Below are 19,255 nucleotides of genomic sequence, written 5' to 3'. Positions count from 1 at the left end.
TTGCGGGTGCGGCGCGCTTGCAGGGGACGGTCGGGGCGCTACACATCGGCAGCCATGATGACCCAGACCGATCAGCGCCTTCGCGATCCGGAGTGGATGGCGCATCGCTATGCCCCGGGCTCCGACAGCTTTCATTTCCGGCTCGTCCCCCGCGCCAGGCGCAGCGAGGTCCCGTTCCTCACCGACGAGTATCTCGGCAGCGACACGAACGTCATCGATGTGCCGCGCGCGCGCCTCGGCGCGCTGTTCGAGGGCGCGCCGCCGGGCCGGCTGAACTTCGTGTTCCACTCCGCCTTCTGCGGTTCGACGATGCTCGCGCACGCGTTCGACCGCGAGGGCGTTTCGAGCAGCCTGTCCGAGCCGGTCGCGCTGAACGACCTCGTCGGCTTCCGGCGGCGGGGGGGCGATCCCAAGGCGGTGGAAGCTCTGGCGTCGGCGACGCTGCGGCTGCTTGGCCGGACCTACCCCGGCGAGCAGGCCGTCGTCGTCAAGCCATCGAACATCGTCAATCCGCTGATCCCCGCGCTTCTCGGCCTCGCGCCCGACGCGCGCGGCGTGCTGCTCCATGCCGATCTCGACGATTTCCTCGCCTCCGTCGCCAAGAAAGGTTTGTGGTGCCGCCTCTGGGGACGCGAGCTATTGCGCGGCTATCTGACCGACGGGTTCGTCGATCTCGGCTTCAGCCCTGAGGACCTGTTCCTGCAATCCGACCTGCAAGTCGCGGCCGTCGGCTGGCTCGCGCAGCAGCAATTCTTCGCGCGCTTGCTGGGGTCCCCGGACACACGCCTTCGCGCGCTGCGCGCGGGCGACCTGGTGATGCGGCCCGAGGCGGCGATCGCGGCCTGCTCGGCGCACTTCGGGCTTGCCACGGACGAGGACGCGCTGCCGCAAACGCGCGCGATCGGCCGCGACAGCAAGACCGGCGGCGCCTTCGATCGCGCGCGGTTCGAGGCCGAGCGCCAGAAAGTACGCGCGGCGCACGGCGATGAGCTTGAGAAAGTCGCGGCCTGGGCGCGTGCGGTCGCCGCGACGTTCGGCATACCGCTCGACCTTCCCCGCCAGCTCCTGAGCGGCTGAGCGACTTCCGCGCGCCTCCCCGGTCAAGCCGAACTCCGGCACAAATGAAAAGGGCGGCCCCGAGGAGCCGCCCTTCGTCATTTCGGGTTTCGCAAGCGCTTAGAAGCGGAGCTTCGCGGCGATCGCGTAACGGCGACCCAGCGCATCGTAGGTCGACGGATAAGTGTTGCCGCTGTTGTAGGCCGTCGGACCGATGTCCGAACCCAGGATCGGCGGCTTCTTGTTGAACAGGTTCTGGATCGAGAACGTGAACGTGAAGTTCTCGGTCGCGTTCCAGCGCGTGGTCAGGTCGAAGTAGTCGTAGGAGTCGATGGTGTTGAAATCGACTTCCTTGCCCGCGACCGGACCGGCGCTTTCGTCGAGCACGCCCGAGAAGGCCGGCGGATTGTCGTCGTCGGGCGAGTTGTTGCGGTACTGATAGCCGAAGCCGTCGATGTGGCGCCACAGCAGCGAGACGTCGATCGCCTCGAATGCCAGCGTGGTGCGCGCCGACCACTGCCATTGGGGCTGCAGCGAGGTGCAGTTTTCCGAATAGATGCCAACGCAATCGAGCGAATCGGCGGCCGGGCCCGACTGGAAGGTCGAGTTGTCGGTCCAGTTGCCGCTCACGTTCAGGATCAGGTTCGCGAAGCCGATGTCGCGCTGATAGCTGAGGTTGAAGTCGACGCCCGAAGTCTTGATCTTGCCCTGGTTGGTGAGCGAGAGCGCGAGGCCCGGGGTGGTCGCCGGATCACCGCTCAGGCCACCGTCGATCGGGTTACGCCGAATGGCAAGACAGGCATCGCTCGTCGGATCGGGATTGTCGAAGCAGGCGGCGATCGCGTCGCCCGGGGTCGGGAACGAGATGTAGTCCTTCACCCGGATGTCGTAGTAGTCGACCGTGAGCGACAGGCCCGGAACGGCCTGCGGCTGGATGACCACGCCGACGGTCCACGAGTCGGCGGTTTCCGGCCCGAGGTTCAGGTTGCCGCCGCCGGTGTAGTTCACCTGGCCGGCGATCGGCTGCGAGATGCCGCCGACGTTGGCCGCCGTCGCGCCCTGCGCAAGGCAGACATCGCGCAGCACGCCCGTCGGAGCTTCGCGGATGCGATCGCCCTCGTCGTTGATCGAGGCGCACGGATCGTTCGACAGGTTGGTGAGCAGCGTGTTGACCGGCGAGAACAGCTCCGAGATGTTCGGCGCGCGAACCGCACGGCTGTAGTTGCCGCGAACCTTGAAGTCGGGGACCGGGGCCCACGCACCGCCAACCGTCCAGGTCGTGGTGTTGTAGGTCGGCGTGCCCGGCGCGTCGACTTCGTAGTGCGACTGGCGGATGCCGGCGTTCAGGCTGAGCTCGTCGAAGAACGGCTTGCCCTGGACCAGCGGGATCGCGAGTTCGCCGAAGGCTTCGTAGACCTTGTAGCCGCCGTTGATGTCCGGAGCCGCGCCGCCGGCGCCGCCGAGGTCGCCGCTCTTGGCGAGCGAGTCCGAAACCTGGCTGCCGGTGTATTCGCGGAACTCGGTGCCGACCGCGAAGTTGATCGCGTCGATCGCCCAGGGAAGGGCGTAGCCGAAGTCACCGCTGATGCTGGCGCGGGCCTGGGCCAGCGTCGACTTATTGGTGACCGACGAGCTGTCCGACAGGAAGTCGAGCTGCTGGTCGCTGAAGACGGTCGCGGTCGGGGTGAAGAAGTTGACCGGAACGCAGCCGTTCGATTCGTCGAAGCAGCCGTTGCCGTCGGCCAGAAGCGACTGACGGACGCGGCTGTAGAGCGCGTAGCCGCCGATCGCCTGGACGTTCTCGGATTCGCCGTAGCTGCCCGAGATGTCGAAGCTGATCGTGTCGGTGATGTCACCGCGCACGCCCGCGCGATAGTCGAACAGGGTGGTGGTGTAGTCCGAAAGACGGGGCCCGAGCTCGACGAGACGACGTGCCACGTTGACGGTGACCGAGCGATAGGCCGGATCGTCCTGACCCTGCGCCGCGGCGGCCGCGTCGCACTCGGCGCCGGTGAGGCCGATGCCGTTACAGAACTGGTTGCGGATGCCGGCCGGGAGGAACGGGTTCGAAAGCGGGATTTCCGCCGCGATGCCGAACGAACCCGACGGCGCGATGATCGTCGAAACGGTCTGCTTCGAGAACATGCCGCGCGTGTAGACTTCGATGCCGTCGGCGACTTCGTACTTGGCGCTGCCGAAGATGTTGAAGCGCTCGAACGGCGTCTGGAAGATGTTGTACGGGTTGAAGTTGAACGGCTCGTAGAAGGGAACCAGCGTTTCGCCGTTGGGCGAGATCTGCTGGTTGCCGGTCAGGCCCGGAACGCCGCTGAAGCGGGTCGGGACCGCGGTGCTCGAACCCGAGCCCGAGCCGGTGAACGAACCGATGTTGAACAGCGAGAAGTCACGGTCGCCCTGATAGACCGGGTCCGATTCCTGGTAGCCGATGCCCAGGATCGCGCTGCCGCGGCCGTCGTCGAAGCTGGCGCCCGTGGTCAGGTCGACGCGGAAGGTCGAACCGTCGCCCTGCTCGGTGATCTGGTAGCCGCTGTTGAGCTCGAGGCCCTCGAAGTCGTCGTTGATGATGAAGTTGACGACGCCGGTGATGGCGTCGGCGCCGTAGGTCGCCGAGGCGCCGCCGGTCAGAACGTCGACGCGCTCGACCAGCGCGACCGGGATGTTGTTGAGGTCGACGCGGCCGACGATGTCGGCCGGAACGATGCGCTCACCGTCAAGCAGGACGATGTTGCGGGTCGAGCCGAGGCCACGCAGGTTGACGTAGCTGGCGCCGCCGTTGCCGTTGTTGACCGCGGAACCGATCGACGGGACGATGCCCGGAATCTCGCGGAGGACTTCCTCGGCGACGTTGTTCTGCTGCAGGTCGATGGTGTCGGCGGTGGTGACGTTGACGGGCGCAGCAAGCTCGAGGTTCGGGTTCGAGATGCGCGAACCGGTAACGACGATGACGTCTGCGGGCATTTCCGCTTCGCCTGCGGCGTCCTGCGCGAAGGCCGGGCTCGCCATCATGGCGATGCCAAGCACCATCGGCGCCGAACCGACTCTCAGTGCGGTCAGTGTGGTCTTTTTCACGTTTAAGTCCCTTTATAGAAGGGCAGCGGCTGACGCCGCCTTATTGCCCCCGTGCCAGATCCCCGGTTCGGCTTGCGCCGGTTACGCCCCTGTCCCTGTTGAGGCTGTAACAATACCGGAACGGATACGCCTTATTGGCTGAACGCTTTTGCGGCAGCAAAGCAAATGAACGGGGTGATGTTACGTTTTGCGACCACTGTGACCTTCACGCAACATCTGCACCGGCGGCGCATATCCCGCCATCCTGCGGGTTACTCGCGAGTGGTGTTATTTTTGTGCATCACACCCGGCGCGGGGACATGAAAGTTGCGCTTCTAGGCTGAAAACTCTGGCTTTTGTTGCAACCGCGAAGCGGGGGCCGGCATGCCCGCGAGGCAAGCAGTGCGCGATCGCGTCTTGCACGGTCCGCGCGGCGAAAACGCGGACAGCGCGCCTTAATCCATAGGACCTGTCAGCAAAATCGGATCAATCCGCGCGTCGTTCCACTTCAGCGCCCAGTGCAGGTGAGGCCCGGTGGCGCGGCCGGTGCTGCCGATCCGTCCGATCACCTGCCCCTGCGTCACCCGCTCGCCTTCGCGCACGAGGATATCGGAGCAGTGCAGGAACGCGCTGTTGAGGCCCATGCCGTGATCGATCATCAACAGGTTGCCCTCGAGCGTGAAGGGATGATCGGCGGCGAGGATGACGACTCCGTCCGCCGGCGCCACGAAGGGCGTGCCGCTGGCTCCCGTCGTGATGTCGGTGCCGCCGTGATAGCTGCCCGGCTCGCCCCGGTAGATGCGCTGCGATCCGAACCGGCCCGAAATGCGACCCTTGACCGGCCAGATGAAGTCCTGCCGCCAGCCTTCGGCGCCTGTCCGCTTCGCCCGCGCGGCGACGATCCGCGCGAGTTCGGGACGGCGAATGCGCATGAAGGCCTCGGTCGGCCCGCCCTTGCGCCGGGCGACATTGACGCGCTCGATCTGCCAAGCGCGCGGCGCGACCGTCAGCGTGCGCGTCACGGTGCGCCCGTCCGCCAGCTTCGCGGCGAGCACCGCGCTGGGGCCGGCGTCGCGGTCGAAGGCGGCGAAGAACGCGCCGTGCTCTCCGAATGCGATCTCGTTGCCGTCGAACAGCAGCGTGCGGGTCCCGGCGGGGACCACGCCCTTGATCCAGCCGCCCTGCTCTATCTCCCCCGAGAAGGCGAAGACCGCGGGTTCGACGGGCTTTGCCGGCGGAGCCGCGGTCGGCGCGAGGGCAGGTGCCGGTGCGGGCGCGCGTGACGCGGCCGCGCTCGCCGACGAAGGCTCGGACGGTGCCACGCAGCCTGCGAGAAGCGCCGCGATACCGCCGGCTGCCAGTGCGCCGAGGGCCCGGCTGCCGCGCATCACGCTTCGCCGAGCAGGCGCTTCGTGGCGATCTCGGCGCTGGCGTAGGGCTCCTGCCGTTCGACGCTCCAGTAGCGCAGTGCTTCCAGCGGAATCGGCTCCCCGGTCACCGCGCAAGCGACGTGGTTGCCGGTCGCGAGGATGCGAAAACCGTTGGGTCCGTAGCTGAGCTTGGCGGCGCGATCTGGGGACGTCATGAGCATGCCCCGACACCTAGCAGAGCCGCCGGTTCAAAACAAATCGCCCTGGCCCGGCGGCGCGCTCTTCGACCGCGCGGGCTTGCGCGGAGCGGGGCCGACGACCACCGGCAGATCGCCGTCGCGAAACTTGAGCACCAGCGCCGTTTCCTTTTCGGCACGCGCCCTGGCGGTGAGTGTCGTGCCGTCGCTCGCGGTGACGCGCACGAAGCCGCGATCGAGCGGCTTGTCGGGGTCGAGCTGGGGCAGAACCCGTCCGATCGGCGCCAGCGCGTGGCGCGCGGCGGCGAGGCGTCGTTCGAGCAGCACCGGGCCGAGCCCCGCCCGCCCGAGCCGCTCGCGCGCCATCTCGGCGCGCTGGCGCAGCAGCGGCAGCGACAGCTTGGCGGCCGTCGAGCTGAGGCGCTCGCGTTGCCCGGCGGCCCGGTCGCGCAAGGCACGGCGCAAGCGCTCGGTGGCATCGTCGAGCCGCTGCGTCGCCTGCTGGAGCAGCGCCTCGGGACGCGGCAGCCGCTGCGCGCGCGCTTCGAGCCGTTCGCGCCCGAGCGTGACCGGACGCAGCGCGCAGCGTCGCTTGCGCAGTGCGAGTTCGTCGAGTTGGGCGAGCAGTTCGGCGCGCACCGGCACCGCGATCTCGGCTGCCGCGGTCGGCGTCGGCGCGCGGCGGTCGGCGGCGTGGTCGGCCAGCGTGGTGTCGGTTTCGTGACCGACGGCCGAAATCACGGGAATCGTGCACTCGGCGATCGCGCGCACCACCGCTTCCTCGTTGAACGACCACAAGTCCTCGATCGAGCCGCCACCGCGCGCGACGATCACGAGATCGGGGCGCGGCACCGGGCCATCGGGCGCGAGCGCGGAAAAGCCGCGCACGGCCTGCGCGACTTGCGCCGCCGCGCCCTCGCCCTGGACCAGCACCGGCCAGACCAGCACGCGGCTCGGGAAACGGTCGGCGAGGCGGTGGAGAATGTCGCGGATCACCGCGCCCGTGGGCGAGGTCACGACGCCGATCACGCGCGGCAGGAACGGCAGCGGCCGCTTGCGTCCGGCGTCGAACAGCCCTTCGGCGGCGAGCCGCGCGCGCAGCTTCTCGAGCAGCGCCAGCAGCGCGCCCTCGCCCGCGATTTCCATCGATTCGATGACGATCTGGTACTTCGAGCGGCCCGGATAGGTCGTCAGCTTGCCGCTCGCGACCACCTCGATGCCGTCCTCCGGGCGGAAGGCGAGGCGCTGCGCGCCGCCGCGCCACATGACGCCGTCGAGCACCGCCTTGTCGTCCTTGAGGCAGCAGTAGAGATGCCCGGAGGCGGCGCGCTTCACCCCCGAAAGCTCGCCGCGCAGGCGCACGAAGCCGAAGCGATCCTCGACCGTGCGCTTGAGCAGCGCGGATATCTCGCTGACCGAAAGCGGGGCGGCGTTGTCCCCGGCGGTTCCCTTCGCTACCAGCCCCCCCGAACGACCGTATTCGTCATCGTCGTCTTCGAAAGGCACGGGCAATGAACATCCTTCTGCTGGGCTCGGGCGGCCGCGAACATGCGCTGGCCTGGAAGCTCGCGCAATCCCCGCTCTGCGAGACGCTGTGGGCGAGCCCGGGCAATCCCGGCATCCGCGAGGTCATCGCCGAGGTCAACGCCCGGCGCGACACCTCCGACGAGGCCGGGCTCCTGGGCACCTGCTTCGAGACCGACCTCACCGATCACGCCGGCATCGTAGACTTCTGCGAGACCCATCGCATCGGCCTCGTGGTGATCGGCCCCGAAGCGCCGCTGGTCGACGGGCTCGCGGACACGCTACGCGGCGCGGGTATCCCCGTGTTCGGACCGAGCGGCCGAGCGGCGCGGCTCGAGGGCTCGAAGGGCTTCACCAAGGACTTGTGCGAGAAGGCGGGGATTCCCACCGCCGGGTACGTCCGCGCCGCAAGCGAGGCGGAGGCCATGGCCGCGCTCGATCGCTTCGGCGCGCCGGTGGTGGTCAAGGCGGACGGGCTCGCCGCCGGCAAGGGCGTGACCGTCGCCATGACCATGAGCGAAGCGCAGGACGCGGTGCGCGAGATCTTCGCGGGCCGGTTCGGCGAAGCCGGCGCCGAGGCGGTGATCGAGGAATTTCTCGAAGGCGAGGAAGCCAGCTACTTCGCGCTGACCGACGGCGGCACGATCGTCTCCTTCGGCTCGGCGCAGGACCACAAGCGCGTGGGCGACGGCGACACCGGCCCCAACACCGGCGGCATGGGTGCCTACAGCCCCGCCCCGGTCGTCACGCCCGATATCGAGCGGCAGGTGATGACCCGGATCATCGCCCCCACCGTCAAGGCGATGGAGGACGAGGGCTGTCCCTACTCGGGCGTTCTCTACGCCGGACTGATGCTGACGGCCGCGGGCCCCAAGCTGATCGAATACAATTGCCGCTTCGGCGATCCCGAATGCCAGGTGCTGATGATGCGGCTCGAATCGGATCTCGTCGAGGTCCTCTCGGCCTGCGCGACCAACCGGCTGGGGGCAATCGAACCGCCGCGCTTTTCGCCGCGCAGCGCGCTGACCGTGGTGATGGCCGCGAGGGGCTATCCCGGCACGCCCGACAAGGGCGGCGCGATCGCGGGCATCGCCGAGGCCGAACAGGACGGCGGCGCCAAGGTCTTCCATGCCGGCACCGCGCGCACCGGGAACGGAGAGCTGGTCGCAAGCGGTGGGCGCGTGCTCAACGTCACCGCCACCGGAGCCTCGGTCGGCGAAGCCAAGGACGCCGCTTATGCGGCGGTCGATCGGATCGATTTCCCTTCCGGCTTCTGCCGCGGCGACATCGGCTGGCGCGAAGTCGAGCGCGAGCGTCAGGGCTGACGCGGCCAGGCCAGCGCCTGCCACACGATGGCGGCCGACAGCGCGATCTCGATCGTCCCGAGCAGGAGGTAGAAGCCGGGCGCGCCGCCCATCATCGTGAGCGCCATGATCCCCCCGTAGACGAGGCCGAGGCCGACACAGCTCCACCGCGCCAGCCATGCGGGCAACAGCAGGGTGAGGGCGACCATCAGGCCTGGCAGCGCCATCATCAGCGCGACCGCCATGTGCGAGGCGGGCGTGAGCTGGCCGAAGGCCATCCGGCCCTCGGCGACGGCGGCCAGCTTGCCGGGAACGTACAGTCCCAGATAGTCGCCGTAGACGTAGCAGAACATCAGCGAGACCCACAGCGCCGACAAGCGCAGGCGGGGGGACGGGCGGCAATCTTCCAGCGGCGTGGTCATAGGCGCGGGCTCCTCGGGACCGGTCCCCCGAACCTCGCGTTGTCCGACCGCGAAGCAAGCCCGCATCTGCGAACGCATTGCCGCGATCTGCAGGCGGCGTTCGCGGGAGACCGCCTTCAGGTCGCGCGCGAAGCCGCCTCGTCGCGCAGCAGCTTGACCGTCAGCGCCAGCCGGCTCGCGTCGTCGCGGGCGACGTGCTCGTTGGGCAGATGCAGCTTCGCTTCTTCCAGCGCGGCGACGACCTGGGGCCGCGTCCAGCCCTGCTGAAGCATGTATTCGCCGAGGTAGTGCACCGCGAAGGGCGCCGGATGCCCCGCCGCGTCGGCGAGGACCTCGAGCCAGTAGGCATCGAGATCGGCATCCGCATAGACCGTGCAGCAGCCCGCCGTCTCGGCCATTTCACGCAGGACCTGCTCGGGCGGGGAGCCCTCGCGCTCGAGCATCTCGCGGCTGATCCCGTGGAGCCGTTCGGCCTCCTCGGACCAGGTCCAGAACCGCCATTTCTCCGAAGGGCGGATCAGCCATGTCCGGCTGGTGCCGTCGACCAGCGCGAGCGCCACCTCGATGGGATAGGACGCGCCGTCCTCGGGAAGGCAGCTCGCCTCGAAGTCGATCAGGGCCGGACAGGCTTCCCCCATCGCGGACTCAGGCCACGCGCTCGGCGATCAACGCCTTGAGATCGGCTTCGGGGCGGGCTCCGAAGTGCGAGATGATCTCGCTGGCGCAGATCGCGCCGAGCTTGAGGCACTGCTCGAGCGACTGGCCGCGCACGTGGCCGAACAGGAAACCGGCGGCGAACAGGTCGCCCGCCCCGGTGGTGTCGACGACCTTGGCGATCGGCTCCGCGGGAACTTCGGCGCGGGCCCCGCCGGCCACGGCCACCGCGCCCTTCTCGCTGCGGGTGACGACCAGCACCGGCAGCTTGTCCTCGAGCGCGGCGATGCCGTCTTCGAAGGCGTTCTTGCCGGTCAGCGCGGCCAGCTCGTTCTCGTTGGCGAAGAGGATGTCGATGTCGCCCGCGTCGATCATGGCGCGGAAATCGTCGCCGTGGCGGTCGATCACGAAGGCGTCCGACAAGGTGAAGGCGACCTTGCGCCCCGCCCCGCGCGCCGCGGCGATCGCCTTGCGCATCGCCGCGCGCGGCTCTTCGGGGTCCCACAGATAGCCTTCGAGATAGAGCACCGCGGCCTTCGCGATGGTGCCCTCGTCGAGTGCCTCGGGCGGCAGGAACTGCGAGGCGCCGAGGTAGGTGTTCATCGTGCGCTGGCCGTCGGGCGTGACGAAGATCAGGCAGCGCGCGGTCGAGGGATCACCCGGGCGCGAGGGGGTTTCGAAGGCAATGCCGCCGGCGCGGATATCGTGGGTGAAGACCTCGCCGAGCTGGTCCTGCGCGACCTGCCCGATGAAGCCGCATTTGGCGCCGAGCGCGGCCAGGCCCGCCAGCGTGTTCGCCGCCGAACCGCCCGAGATCTCGCGCGCGGGGCCCATGGCGGCATAGAAGCTTTCCGCCTGATCGTCGTCGATCAGCATCATTCCGCCGCGAGTCATGCCGAGTTTCGATATCAGTTCATCCGAGGCGGGCGCCATAACGTCGACGATGGCGTTACCAATGGCGAGGACATCGAATTCGGGATCATGCATGCGGATCGGTCTCCGTTTCTTTCAATTCATGTTGCAGTGCCGCGCCTACAGTGCGCCCGGACGCAACGCAAGGCGAGCAGCCCCCCGCGGAGATTGACAGAACCGCGCGGGCGCGCAATGCGCTCGGTCCATGGCGCTCCCGATCGTCTCCCAGTTGCGCGCGTTCGCCGCCGTCGGCGCGCTCGTCCCCTTGCTTGCCGCGTGCGTCTCGGCGCCCTCCGGGCCGCCCCGTTCGCCGCGCGAAGCGGCCGTCGGCCCCGCGCGCCAGCCGGTCCGTCCGCCGGTGCAATCGGGCGCGCGCGAGCCGGTGTTCCGCATGGAGCCGGGGCTCGAAGGCGTGATCGGCGCAAGCGTGGGCGATCTGACCCGGCTGTTCGGCACACCGCGGCTCGACGTGCACGAGGGTGATGCGCGCAAGCTGCAGTTCACCGGCACCGCCTGCCTGCTCGACATCTATCTCTACCCGTCCTCGCGTTCGCGCGAGCCGCTCGCCACGTACGTGGATGCGCGCCGCGCATCGGACGGGCAGGACGTCGACAAGGGCGCCTGCGTCGCCGCGCTGCGGCGGCGGTAATCCGGATTTAAGCTTGTTGCCCGGCGGTGCGGCGCGCCGTGGCGGCCAGAGCGCCGGCGCGGGAAAGCTCCGACAAGCGCCGGGCGCCCTCGTCAGACGGTGAAGCTCTCACCGCAGCCGCAACTCCCGGTCGCGTTGGGATTCTCGAACACGAAGCCGGCGGTGAAATCGTCCTCGCGCCAGTCCATGATGCTGCCGACAAGATAGAGCACGCTCGCGCCGTCGATGTAGAACAGGCCGCCCGGCGTCTCGATCTTCTCGTCTAGGGCGTTTTCCTCGCTGACGTAATCGACCGAATAGGCGAGCCCCGAGCAGCCGCGCCGAGGCGTCGACAGCTTGACGCCGATCGCGTCTTCGGGGGCCTGGGCCATCAGCGCGGCGATCCGCGCTTCGGCGGACGGGGTGAGCGCGACGGCGGCGGGGCGCTGGCGGGTTTGGGTTTCGGTCATGACAATCTCTTCTCCCAGAACTGGGCAGTCCCGGTCTCCGGATCAAGCGAATAGGCGGAAAAACCGCATGTTTCGTAAAGCGACTTTGCGGGCGCATTGCCCGCGAGCACCTCGAGCGTGACCTTGCACGCACCGCGCGCCCGCGCCTCGTCCTCCACCGCGCGCATCAGCAGGCGGCCGATGCCCTTGCCGCGATGGCCCGGCAGGACCGCGAGATCGTGAATGTTGACCAGCGGCCGCGCGGCGAAGGTCGAAAAGCCGGTGAAGCAGTTGGCGAGGCCGACCGGGTCGCGCCCCTCGCGCACCAGGATCGAGAACGCGCCGGGAAAATCGGCGAGCCGCGCCGCCAGCGTCTCGCGAACCCCGGCGGCGAGCGGCTTGCCCGCGCCCATCGGGTCGCACGAATAGGCCTCCAGCAGCAGCAGGAGGTCCGCGACGTCGACCGGATCGCGATAGTCGGCCAGCGTCACCGCGAGATCGGGGGCGGTCGCCATGGTCACAGCATCCCCAGCTCGAGCTTGGCCTCGTCGGACATCTTGGCCATGTCCCACGGCGGGTCCCACACGAGATTGACTTCGGCCTCGCGCACGCCCGGCACCGCCGCGACGCGCAGTTCGACCTCGCCGGGCATCGATTCGGCGACCGGGCAGTGCGGCGTGGTCAGCGTCATCGTCACCGTGACCGCGGAGTCCTCGGTGACGTCGACGCCGTAGATCAGGCCGAGATCATAGATATTGACCGGAATCTCCGGATCGAAAATCTCCTTGAGCGCGAGGATGACGCCCTCGTAGAGCGCGCCACCCGGCCCGTTCGGGTCCTCGGCGGCGGGTTGCTCGCTGAGGAAGCCATCGAGGTAGTCGCGTTTGCGCGCGAGCTTGTCGCCCGCCGATTCGCCGGCATCGGCTTCCTCGGGCAGCGGCGCGTCGGAAACGCGCGCGCGCGGCGGTTTGCTCGTCATCTGCTCCTGCTCGAACGGCGAGGGAGCCACGACGCGGTCGGGACGTTCGTCGTCGGTCATCCAAAAATTCTCCTGGTGCGCTCGATCCCCGCGAGGAGCGCATCGATATCGCTTTCGTCGTTGTAGAGCCCGAAGCTGACCCGTGCGGTCGCGGGAACGCCGAGCAAGTCCATCAGCGGCTGCGCGCAGTGGTGGCCCGCGCGGATCGCCACGCCCTCCTCGTCGAGAATCGTGCCAAGGTCATGCGGGTGCACGCCGTCGAGCGCGAAGCTGACGATGCCGGCCGGATCGGCGGGGCCGAACAGCGTGACGTCGTTGCGCCGCCCCAGCTCCTCGCGCAACCGGGCGGCGAGCACGCGTTCGTGCTCGGCGGCGACGTCGAGCCCGACGCCCGCGAGCCAGTCGATCGCGGCGGCGAGCCCGATCGCTTCGACGATCATCGGCGTGCCCGCCTCGAAGCGCTGGGGCGCTGGCGCGTAGGTGGTCTTCTCGAAGGTCACGCGCTCGATCATCGCGCCGCCGCCGTGCCAGGGCGGCATGCTCTCGAGCAGTTCGCCGCGCGCCCACAAGGCGCCGACGCCGGTCGGGCCATAGAGCTTGTGCGCGGAGAAGACATAGAAGTCGCAGCCCAGCTTGCCCATGTCGAGCCCGATGCGCGGCGCGGACTGACAGCCGTCGATCAGCAGCTTCGCGCCCACCGCATGCGCCAGTTCGGCGGCATGTTCCACGTGAAGCACCGAGCCGAGCACGTTCGAGACGTGCGCGAAGCCGACGAGCTTGTGCGCGGGCGTCAGCATGCGTTCGGCGGCGTCGAGGTCGATCCGGTGATCGGCGGTCAGCGGGCAGACGTCGATCTCGGCGCCGGTACGCTCGGCCAGCATCTGCCAGGGCACGATATTCGAATGGTGCTCGAGCGCGGAAAGCAGGATGCGGTCGCCCGGCCCGAGGTTGGCGAGACCCCAGGTCTGCGCAACGAGGTTGATCGCCTCGGTCGCGCCGCGCGTGAAGACGATTTCCTCCTCGCGCCCGCCCAGGAACTGCGCCACGCGCCGCCGCGCCGCCTCGAAGGCCAGCGTCATTTCGGCCGAGCGCGCATAGACGCCGCGATGCACGGTCGCGTAATCGGCGCCCATCGCGCGCACCGTCGCGTCGATCACCGCCTGCGGCTTCTGCGCCGTCGCGGCGGTGTCGAGATAGTGCCAGGGCGAGCCGTCGGCATTGACCATGCCGGGGAATTGCGCGCGAAGGCCGGCGGCATCGTGAACCAGGGCGGGTGCCTCAGTCATGGCCGGCCTCGAACGCCGCGAGCGCGCGTCCGATCATCGCGTCGCGGGCCTCCTCGTCGTCGATCGCGCCGAAGGCATCGGCGATGAAGGCGCGGATCAGCAGCGCGCGGGCGACTTCGGGCGGCAGACCGCGCGCCGCCATGTAGAAGGCGGCGGCCTCGTCCATCGCGCCGATCGCGGCGCCGTGGGCGCACTTCACGTCGTCGGCGAAGATCTCGAGTTCGGGCTTGGCATTGGCGCTGGCGCCCTCGTTCAGCAGGATCGCGCGGAAATTCTGTCCGGCGTCGGTCTTCTGCGCGTCGCGCGCGACCTCGACGCGGCCGAGGAAATTCGCGGTCGCCCGGTCGCGCGAGACCGCCCGCACGAGTTGGTTCGAGGTCGCATCGGGCTGGGCATGGACAACGCGGGTGACGAATTCGCGCGTCGCCTCGCCGTCGCCGAGCACGACCCCGCCGAACTCGAAGTGCGCGCCTTCATCCAGCGTGACCTCGATCTCGCGGCGCGTGTAGTGACCCTCGCACAGCAGGGCGAAATGCTCGTAGCGGCCGCCCGCGCCGACATGGACGCGCAGCCGGTCGATATCGCCCGCATCGGCATCGCCGATGTGGCGCGCGGTCTCGCCCGGCGCCACGTCGAGCCGGTGCCAGCCGGTCAGCGCCTCGGGGCTCGCCGCGGCAAGCGCGGCGCCGTCGGCATAGCGCCAGGCCTCGTCGCGCGTGGTGGGAAGGGTTCGGGTCTCGCTCATGCGACCACCGCTTCGTAGCCCTCATCCTCGAGCTGGCGCGCAAGCTCGGGGCCACCCGACTTGACGATGCGTCCGCCCGCCAGGACGTGGACGAAATCGGGCTGCACCACGTCGAGCAGGCGCTGGTAGTGGGTGATCAGCAGCACGGCCTTGTCGGGCTTGCGCATGATCGCGTTGATCCCCTCGCCCACCACGCGCAGCGCATCGATGTCGAGCCCCGAATCGGTCTCGTCGAGAATCGCCAGCCTGGGATCGAGAATGCCCATCTGCACCATTTCGGCGCGCTTCTTCTCGCCGCCCGAGAAGCCCACGTTCACCGGGCGCTTGAGCATGTCCATGTCCATCTTGAGCAGCCCGGCCTTGTCCTTGGCGAGCCGCAGGAACTCGCCGCCCGACAGTGGCTCCTCGCCGCGCCCCTTGCGCTGCGAATTGACCGCCTCGCGCAGGAACTGGACAAAGGAGACGCCCGGAATCTCGACGGGGTACTGGAAGCCGAGGAACAGACCGGCCGCCGCGCGCTCGTGCGGTTCGAGTTCGAGCAGGTCCTGCCCCTCGAAGGTGGCCGAGCCTTCGGTCACCTCGTAACCGGGCCGCCCGCCGAGCGTGTAGCCCAGCGTCGACTTGCCCGCGCCGTTGGGGCCCATGATCGCATGGACCTCGCCCGCGTTGATGGTGAGCGACAGCCCCTTGAGGATCGGCTTGTCGGCAACGGTGGCGTGGAGATTGGCGATTTCGAGCATGGTCATCCTTCGGCGCTCGTGAAAGTGGGGTCGGGCTGGCGGACGGTTTCGCCACGCCGCGCGGCGCGCTTGTCGAACGGCTTGGTCACTTCGGCGGCGATCGCCTCGATAACCTGGGCCATCTCGCCGAGCACGGCATCCTCGCTGAAGCGCAGGACGCGCACGCCGACGTCGGTCAGCTTCTTGTCCTGAAGCGAGAGCACTTCGGCGTTCGCGCCCGGCGGACTGATCAAGACCACGATCCAGCGCGAGGGGCAGGCGAAGTCGACCACGGTCGAGCCCACCACCGCCTGGCGCGTGAACTTGACTCCACCGACCTTCGAATCGGAAAGTTGCTCCCAAAGCGCCTTCTGCGCCTCGGTGGGATTGCGGCGCTGCTCGCGCGCCCACTCCTTGAGCTTGTCGAGCCGCGCGCCGGTGACGGCGAAGCCCGTGCGCGCGTCCACCTTGGGCGCGGCGGCGCGGCTGACGCCGAGTTTCTTGCGTTCGCTCATTACCCCACGCTCCCTTCAAGCGAGATGCCGAGCAGCTTCTGTGCCTCGACCGCGAATTCCATCGGCAGTTGCTGCAGCACGTCCTTGGCGAAACCGTTGACGATCAGCGAGACCGCCTGCTCGGTATCGAGCCCGCGCTGCATCGCGTAGAAGAGCTGGTCGTCGCTGATCTTGCTGGTGGTCGCCTCGTGCTCGATCTGCGCCGAGGGGTTCTTCACCTCGATGTAGGGCACGGTGTGCGCGCCGCATTGCGAGCCGAGCAGCAGCGAATCGCACTGGGTGAAGTTGCGCACCCCGCCCGCGTTGCCGGCGACGCGCACCAGCCCGCGATAAGTGTTGTTCGACTTGCCCGCGCTGATCCCCTTCGAGATGATCGTCGAGCGCGATCCCTTGCCGTTGTGGATCATCTTGGTGCCGGTATCGGCCTGCTGGAAGTTGTTGGTGACCGCGACCGAATAGAACTCGCCGACCGAATCCTCGCCGTTGAGCACGCAGGAGGGATACTTCCAGGTGATCGCGCTGCCGGTCTCGACCTGGGTCCACGAGATTTTCGAGCGCGCGCCCTGGCACAGGCCGCGCTTGGTGACGAAATTGTAGATTCCGCCCTTGCCTTCCTCGTTGCCCGGATACCAGTTCTGCACGGTCGAGTACTTGATCTCGGCGTCTTCCAGCGCGACCAGCTCGACCACGGCGGCATGGAGCTGGTTCTCGTCGCGCTGCGGCGCGGTGCAGCCCTCGAGGTAGGACACGTAGCTGCCCTTGTCGGCGACGATCAGGGTGCGCTCGAACTGCCCGGTATTCTCGGCATTGATGCGGAAATAGGTCGACAGTTCCATCGGGCAGCGCACCCCCTCGGGGATGTAGACGAAGGTGCCATCGGAAAAGACCGCGCAGTTGAGCGCCGCGAAATAGTTGTCGTGCTGCGGCACGACCTTGCCGAGCCAGCGCTTCACCAGATCGGGATATTCACGGATCGCCTCGCTGATCGAGCGGAAGATCACCCCGGCCTGCTCAAGCTCCTTGCGGAAGGTGGTCGCCACCGAAACCGAATCGAACACGGCATCGACCGCGACCTTGCGCGCGCCCTCGACGCCCGCGAGCACCTTCTGCTCCTCGAGCGGGATGCCCAGCTTCTCGTAGACGCGCAGGATCTCGGGATCGACCTCGTCGAGCGATTGAATCGTCTCCTTCTTCTTGGGCGCGGCGTAGTAATAAGCCTCCTGATAGTCGATCGGCGGCACATTCAGCTTGGCCCAGTTCGGCATCGGCATCTCGAGCCAGCGGCGATAGGCCTTGAGGCGCCATTCGAGCATCCACGCAGGCTCGCCCTTCTTGGCCGAGATGAAGCGGACGGTCTCTTCGGACAGCCCTTTCGGCGCGAATTCCTGCTCGATCTCGGACGACCAGCCGTGCTCGTAGTCGGCGACGCGCGCCGCGGCATCGCGCGCGGCCTGATCGCGCAGGCCCTGGTCGCTAACGGGAGTGGTTTCGTCGGTCATTGCGGCTCCTCGGCAAGCTGCGTCAGCGCGACATTGGCCAGCGCGCCGCGCAGGGCGGCATTCACTTGCGGCCAGTGCGGACGCACCGCGCAGCCCTGTTCCAGCGTGCAGTCATGGCGGCCCTGCTCGATGCAGGACGTCAGCGCGATCGGTCCCTCCACCGCCTCGACGATATCGGCGAGCGACACCGCGGCGGCGGGGCGCGCCAGTTTGAGCCCGCCGCCCGCACCGCGCGCCGAACGCAGCAGGCCCGCGGCGGTGAGCCGCGAAACCAGCTTCTGGACGGTCGGCGCGGGCAGTCCGGTCTCTTCGGCGAGCTGCGTGGCGGAGACGCGCGCACGACCGCAATGCCGCGAAGCCGCGGCCATCACGAGAACGGCGTAGTCTGCCATGCTGGACAAGCGCATCTGGGATCGAATCTCCGCCGCGGGGTTAATCGGACCAATTTCTTCCGATTTCACCTAGTGCGCCGTCGCCCGGGTTGCAAGGCCGCGCCACGGCGATGGGCGCGCAATCGCGCCGAAAGCAGAAGGAAAGGACGCGACGACGTGCAAAATGCCGCCTCGCGAGACGAAAAAAGGCGGCTCCCCCGCAGGAGCAGGGGAACCGCCAAGGTAAAAGGAACTCGTGAAAAGTCGCCACGAGCCCTTCGGGTCGCATGGGTCTAATATGCGCTGGGGCACAAATTATCTTGTAAAAAACCGACACTCGGCATTGGCGAAATTACAGAGATATCAGGCAATTTTACACGAAATGTTCGCGCTGACAGGCTTGAGCCCGCCGCCCGGCACTCCTATTGCAGGATGGCACATGATCTACTCGTTTCTTCGCCCGCTCGTCTTCCGTCTCGACGCGGAAGTCGCGCATCGATTCGCGTTGCGCGCGCTCAAGGCCGTTCCGGCCGGGCGCCGGCCCGCGCCGGGCGCGATCGCCACGCGCGTCGCAGGGATCGACTTTCCCAATCCGGTGGGCATGGCGGCGGGCTTCGACAAGGACGGCGAAGTGCCCGACGCGCTGCTCGCCTGCGGGTTCGGCTTCGCCGAGGTCGGCTCGATCACACCGCTGCCCCAGGCGGGCAATCCGCGGCCCCGGCTGTTCCGGCTGAGCGAGGACCGCGCGGTCATCAACCGCATGGGCTTCAACAACGGCGGCGCGCAGGCCGCGGTCGACAGGCTCGAAGCGCGCGCCGGCAAGCCCGGCGTGGTGGGCATCAACATCGGCGCCAACAAGGATTCGGCGGACCGGATCGCCGACTACGCGACGATGGCGCGGCTGATGGCGCCGCTCGGCCGCTATCTGGCGGTGAACGTCAGCAGCCCCAATACGCCGGGGCTGCGGGCCTTGCAGGACGAAGGCGCGCTCACCGCGCTGCTCGACGCGGTGATGGACGCGCGCGGCGAGGACGGCCCGCCGGTCTTTCTCAAGGTCGCGCCCGATCTCGAGCCGGCGGACATCGACGCCATCGCCCGGATCGCGGTCGACAAGGCGTTGGGCGCGCTGATCGTCTCGAACACCACGATTTCGCGGCCGCCGCTCACCTCGCCGCACCGCGACGAAGCCGGCGGACTTTCGGGCGCGCCGCTGCGCGACCTCGCGCAGCAGCGGCTCGTCGATTTCCGCAAGGCGACCGGCGGCGCCGTGCCGCTGGTCGGCGTGGGCGGCATCGCCAGCGCCGAGGACGCCTGGGCGCGAATCCGCGCGGGCGCGAGCCTGGTGCAGCTCTACAGCGCCATGGTCTACCAGGGGCCGGGCATCGCGCGGCGGATCTGCAAGGGGCTGGAGGCCCTGATGCGGCGCGACGGCTTCGGCTCGATTGCGGAGGCGGTCGGAACCGCCTAGCGTCGCCCGCAATGATGCGACGCCTGATCCCGGCCCTTCTCGGCCCCCTCGCCCTTTCCGCCTGCGCCACCGTCCCCGCTCCGGACACGGC

General features: G+C 68.5%; 20 protein-coding genes. 4 read left to right on the top strand and 16 right to left on the bottom strand.

Annotated elements, in window-relative coordinates; all coding sequences use genetic code 11:
• Positions 1-57 precede the first annotated feature (57 nt).
• The gene (locus B2G71_RS13630) at positions 58-1,077 is read left to right on the top strand and encodes a hypothetical protein (protein ID WP_240530156.1); all 1,020 of its coding nucleotides are present in this window, start codon (positions 58-60) and stop codon (positions 1,075-1,077) included.
• Between the two features lie 99 nt (positions 1,078-1,176).
• On the opposite strand, the gene B2G71_RS13625 is transcribed toward B2G71_RS13630, so the two are convergent.
• The 4 genes from B2G71_RS13625 to xseA all read right to left on the bottom strand — a co-directional run bounded on the left by B2G71_RS13625 (position 1,177) and on the right by xseA (position 7,201).
• Positions 1,177-4,143, bottom strand: coding sequence for a TonB-dependent receptor (locus B2G71_RS13625; protein ID WP_346426940.1), 2,967 nt, complete (start codon positions 4,141-4,143; stop codon positions 1,177-1,179).
• Positions 4,144-4,577: 434 nt separating this feature from the next.
• Positions 4,578-5,510, bottom strand: coding sequence for a M23 family metallopeptidase (locus B2G71_RS13620; protein ID WP_098106698.1), 933 nt, complete (start codon positions 5,508-5,510; stop codon positions 4,578-4,580).
• Positions 5,510-5,713, bottom strand: coding sequence for a DUF2093 domain-containing protein (locus B2G71_RS13615; protein WP_098106696.1), 204 nt, complete (start codon positions 5,711-5,713; stop codon positions 5,510-5,512). Before B2G71_RS13615 ends, B2G71_RS13620 begins: the two co-directional genes overlap by 1 nt.
• Positions 5,714-5,740: 27 nt before the next feature.
• Positions 5,741-7,201, bottom strand: a complete 1,461-nt coding sequence (gene xseA / locus B2G71_RS13610; protein WP_098106694.1) for an exodeoxyribonuclease VII large subunit — start codon at positions 7,199-7,201, stop codon at positions 5,741-5,743.
• Here xseA and purD point away from each other — a divergent pair.
• The gene (gene purD / locus B2G71_RS13605; RefSeq protein WP_098106692.1) at positions 7,201-8,538 is read left to right on the top strand and encodes a phosphoribosylamine--glycine ligase; all 1,338 of its coding nucleotides are present in this window, start codon (positions 7,201-7,203) and stop codon (positions 8,536-8,538) included. The two genes, xseA and purD, sit on opposite strands and share 1 nt — an antisense overlap.
• Here the strand turns inward: purD and B2G71_RS13600 are convergent.
• The 3 genes from B2G71_RS13600 to B2G71_RS13590 all read right to left on the bottom strand — a co-directional run bounded on the left by B2G71_RS13600 (position 8,529) and on the right by B2G71_RS13590 (position 10,580).
• Entirely contained in the window at positions 8,529-8,939 is a 411-nt protein-coding gene (locus B2G71_RS13600) for a DUF6326 family protein (protein ID WP_098106803.1), read from the bottom strand. The genes purD and B2G71_RS13600 overlap by 10 nt on opposite strands.
• Positions 8,940-9,055: 116 nt before the next feature.
• On the bottom strand, positions 9,056-9,577 hold the full coding sequence (locus tag B2G71_RS13595; RefSeq protein ID WP_098106690.1) for a hypothetical protein: 522 nt from the start codon (positions 9,575-9,577) through the stop codon (positions 9,056-9,058).
• Positions 9,578-9,584: 7 nt separating this feature from the next.
• Positions 9,585-10,580 (bottom strand): adenosine kinase, encoded by a 996-nt coding sequence (locus tag B2G71_RS13590; RefSeq protein WP_098106688.1) that lies wholly within the window; start codon positions 10,578-10,580, stop codon positions 9,585-9,587.
• Between the two features lie 130 nt (positions 10,581-10,710).
• On the opposite strand from B2G71_RS13590, the gene B2G71_RS13585 reads away from it, so the two are divergent.
• Complete coding sequence (locus B2G71_RS13585; protein ID WP_098106685.1) at positions 10,711-11,154, top strand: hypothetical protein; 444 nt, start codon at positions 10,711-10,713, stop codon at positions 11,152-11,154.
• A gap of 92 nt (positions 11,155-11,246) precedes the next feature.
• Here the strand turns inward: B2G71_RS13585 and B2G71_RS13580 are convergent, their stop codons facing one another.
• From B2G71_RS13580 to B2G71_RS13540, 9 genes are read right to left on the bottom strand one after another with little or no spacing between them, the layout of a single operon-like run.
• Entirely contained in the window at positions 11,247-11,603 is a 357-nt protein-coding gene (locus tag B2G71_RS13580) for an iron-sulfur cluster assembly accessory protein (RefSeq protein WP_098106683.1), read from the bottom strand.
• Positions 11,600-12,097 (bottom strand): GNAT family N-acetyltransferase, encoded by a 498-nt coding sequence (locus tag B2G71_RS13575; protein ID WP_098106681.1) that lies wholly within the window; start codon positions 12,095-12,097, stop codon positions 11,600-11,602. Before B2G71_RS13575 ends, B2G71_RS13580 begins: the two co-directional genes overlap by 4 nt.
• A gap of 2 nt (positions 12,098-12,099) precedes the next feature.
• A complete protein-coding gene (locus tag B2G71_RS13570) occupies positions 12,100-12,561 on the bottom strand; it encodes an SUF system Fe-S cluster assembly protein (RefSeq protein WP_098106801.1) in 462 nt (153 codons plus the stop codon).
• A gap of 56 nt (positions 12,562-12,617) precedes the next feature.
• Complete coding sequence (locus tag B2G71_RS13565; RefSeq protein WP_098106679.1) at positions 12,618-13,847, bottom strand: cysteine desulfurase; 1,230 nt, start codon at positions 13,845-13,847, stop codon at positions 12,618-12,620.
• Positions 13,840-14,592, bottom strand: a complete 753-nt coding sequence (locus B2G71_RS13560) for a SufD family Fe-S cluster assembly protein (RefSeq protein ID WP_098106677.1) — start codon at positions 14,590-14,592, stop codon at positions 13,840-13,842. Before B2G71_RS13560 ends, B2G71_RS13565 begins: the two co-directional genes overlap by 8 nt.
• The gene (gene sufC, locus B2G71_RS13555; RefSeq protein WP_098106799.1) at positions 14,589-15,332 is read right to left on the bottom strand and encodes a Fe-S cluster assembly ATPase SufC; all 744 of its coding nucleotides are present in this window, start codon (positions 15,330-15,332) and stop codon (positions 14,589-14,591) included. The genes B2G71_RS13560 and sufC overlap by 4 nt, the downstream gene beginning before the upstream one ends.
• A 2-nt stretch (positions 15,333-15,334) precedes the next feature.
• Positions 15,335-15,826 (bottom strand): DUF559 domain-containing protein, encoded by a 492-nt coding sequence (locus B2G71_RS13550; protein WP_098106675.1) that lies wholly within the window; start codon positions 15,824-15,826, stop codon positions 15,335-15,337.
• Entirely contained in the window at positions 15,826-17,325 is a 1,500-nt protein-coding gene (sufB, locus tag B2G71_RS13545; RefSeq protein ID WP_098106673.1) for a Fe-S cluster assembly protein SufB, read from the bottom strand. Before sufB ends, B2G71_RS13550 begins: the two co-directional genes overlap by 1 nt.
• Complete coding sequence (locus B2G71_RS13540; protein WP_098106672.1) at positions 17,322-17,732, bottom strand: SUF system Fe-S cluster assembly regulator; 411 nt, start codon at positions 17,730-17,732, stop codon at positions 17,322-17,324. The genes sufB and B2G71_RS13540 overlap by 4 nt, the downstream gene beginning before the upstream one ends.
• A 403-nt stretch (positions 17,733-18,135) precedes the next feature.
• On the opposite strand from B2G71_RS13540, the gene B2G71_RS13535 reads away from it, so the two are divergent.
• Complete coding sequence (locus B2G71_RS13535; RefSeq protein ID WP_098106670.1) at positions 18,136-19,164, top strand: quinone-dependent dihydroorotate dehydrogenase; 1,029 nt, start codon at positions 18,136-18,138, stop codon at positions 19,162-19,164.
• Positions 19,165-19,255 lie beyond the last annotated feature (91 nt).

This window comes from Novosphingobium sp. PC22D, assembly GCF_002556635.1.
Taxonomy (GTDB): domain Bacteria; phylum Pseudomonadota; class Alphaproteobacteria; order Sphingomonadales; family Sphingomonadaceae; genus Novosphingobium.
Note: the sequence above shows the minus strand (reverse complement) of the source record. Positions and strands in the feature narration are given on the sequence as shown.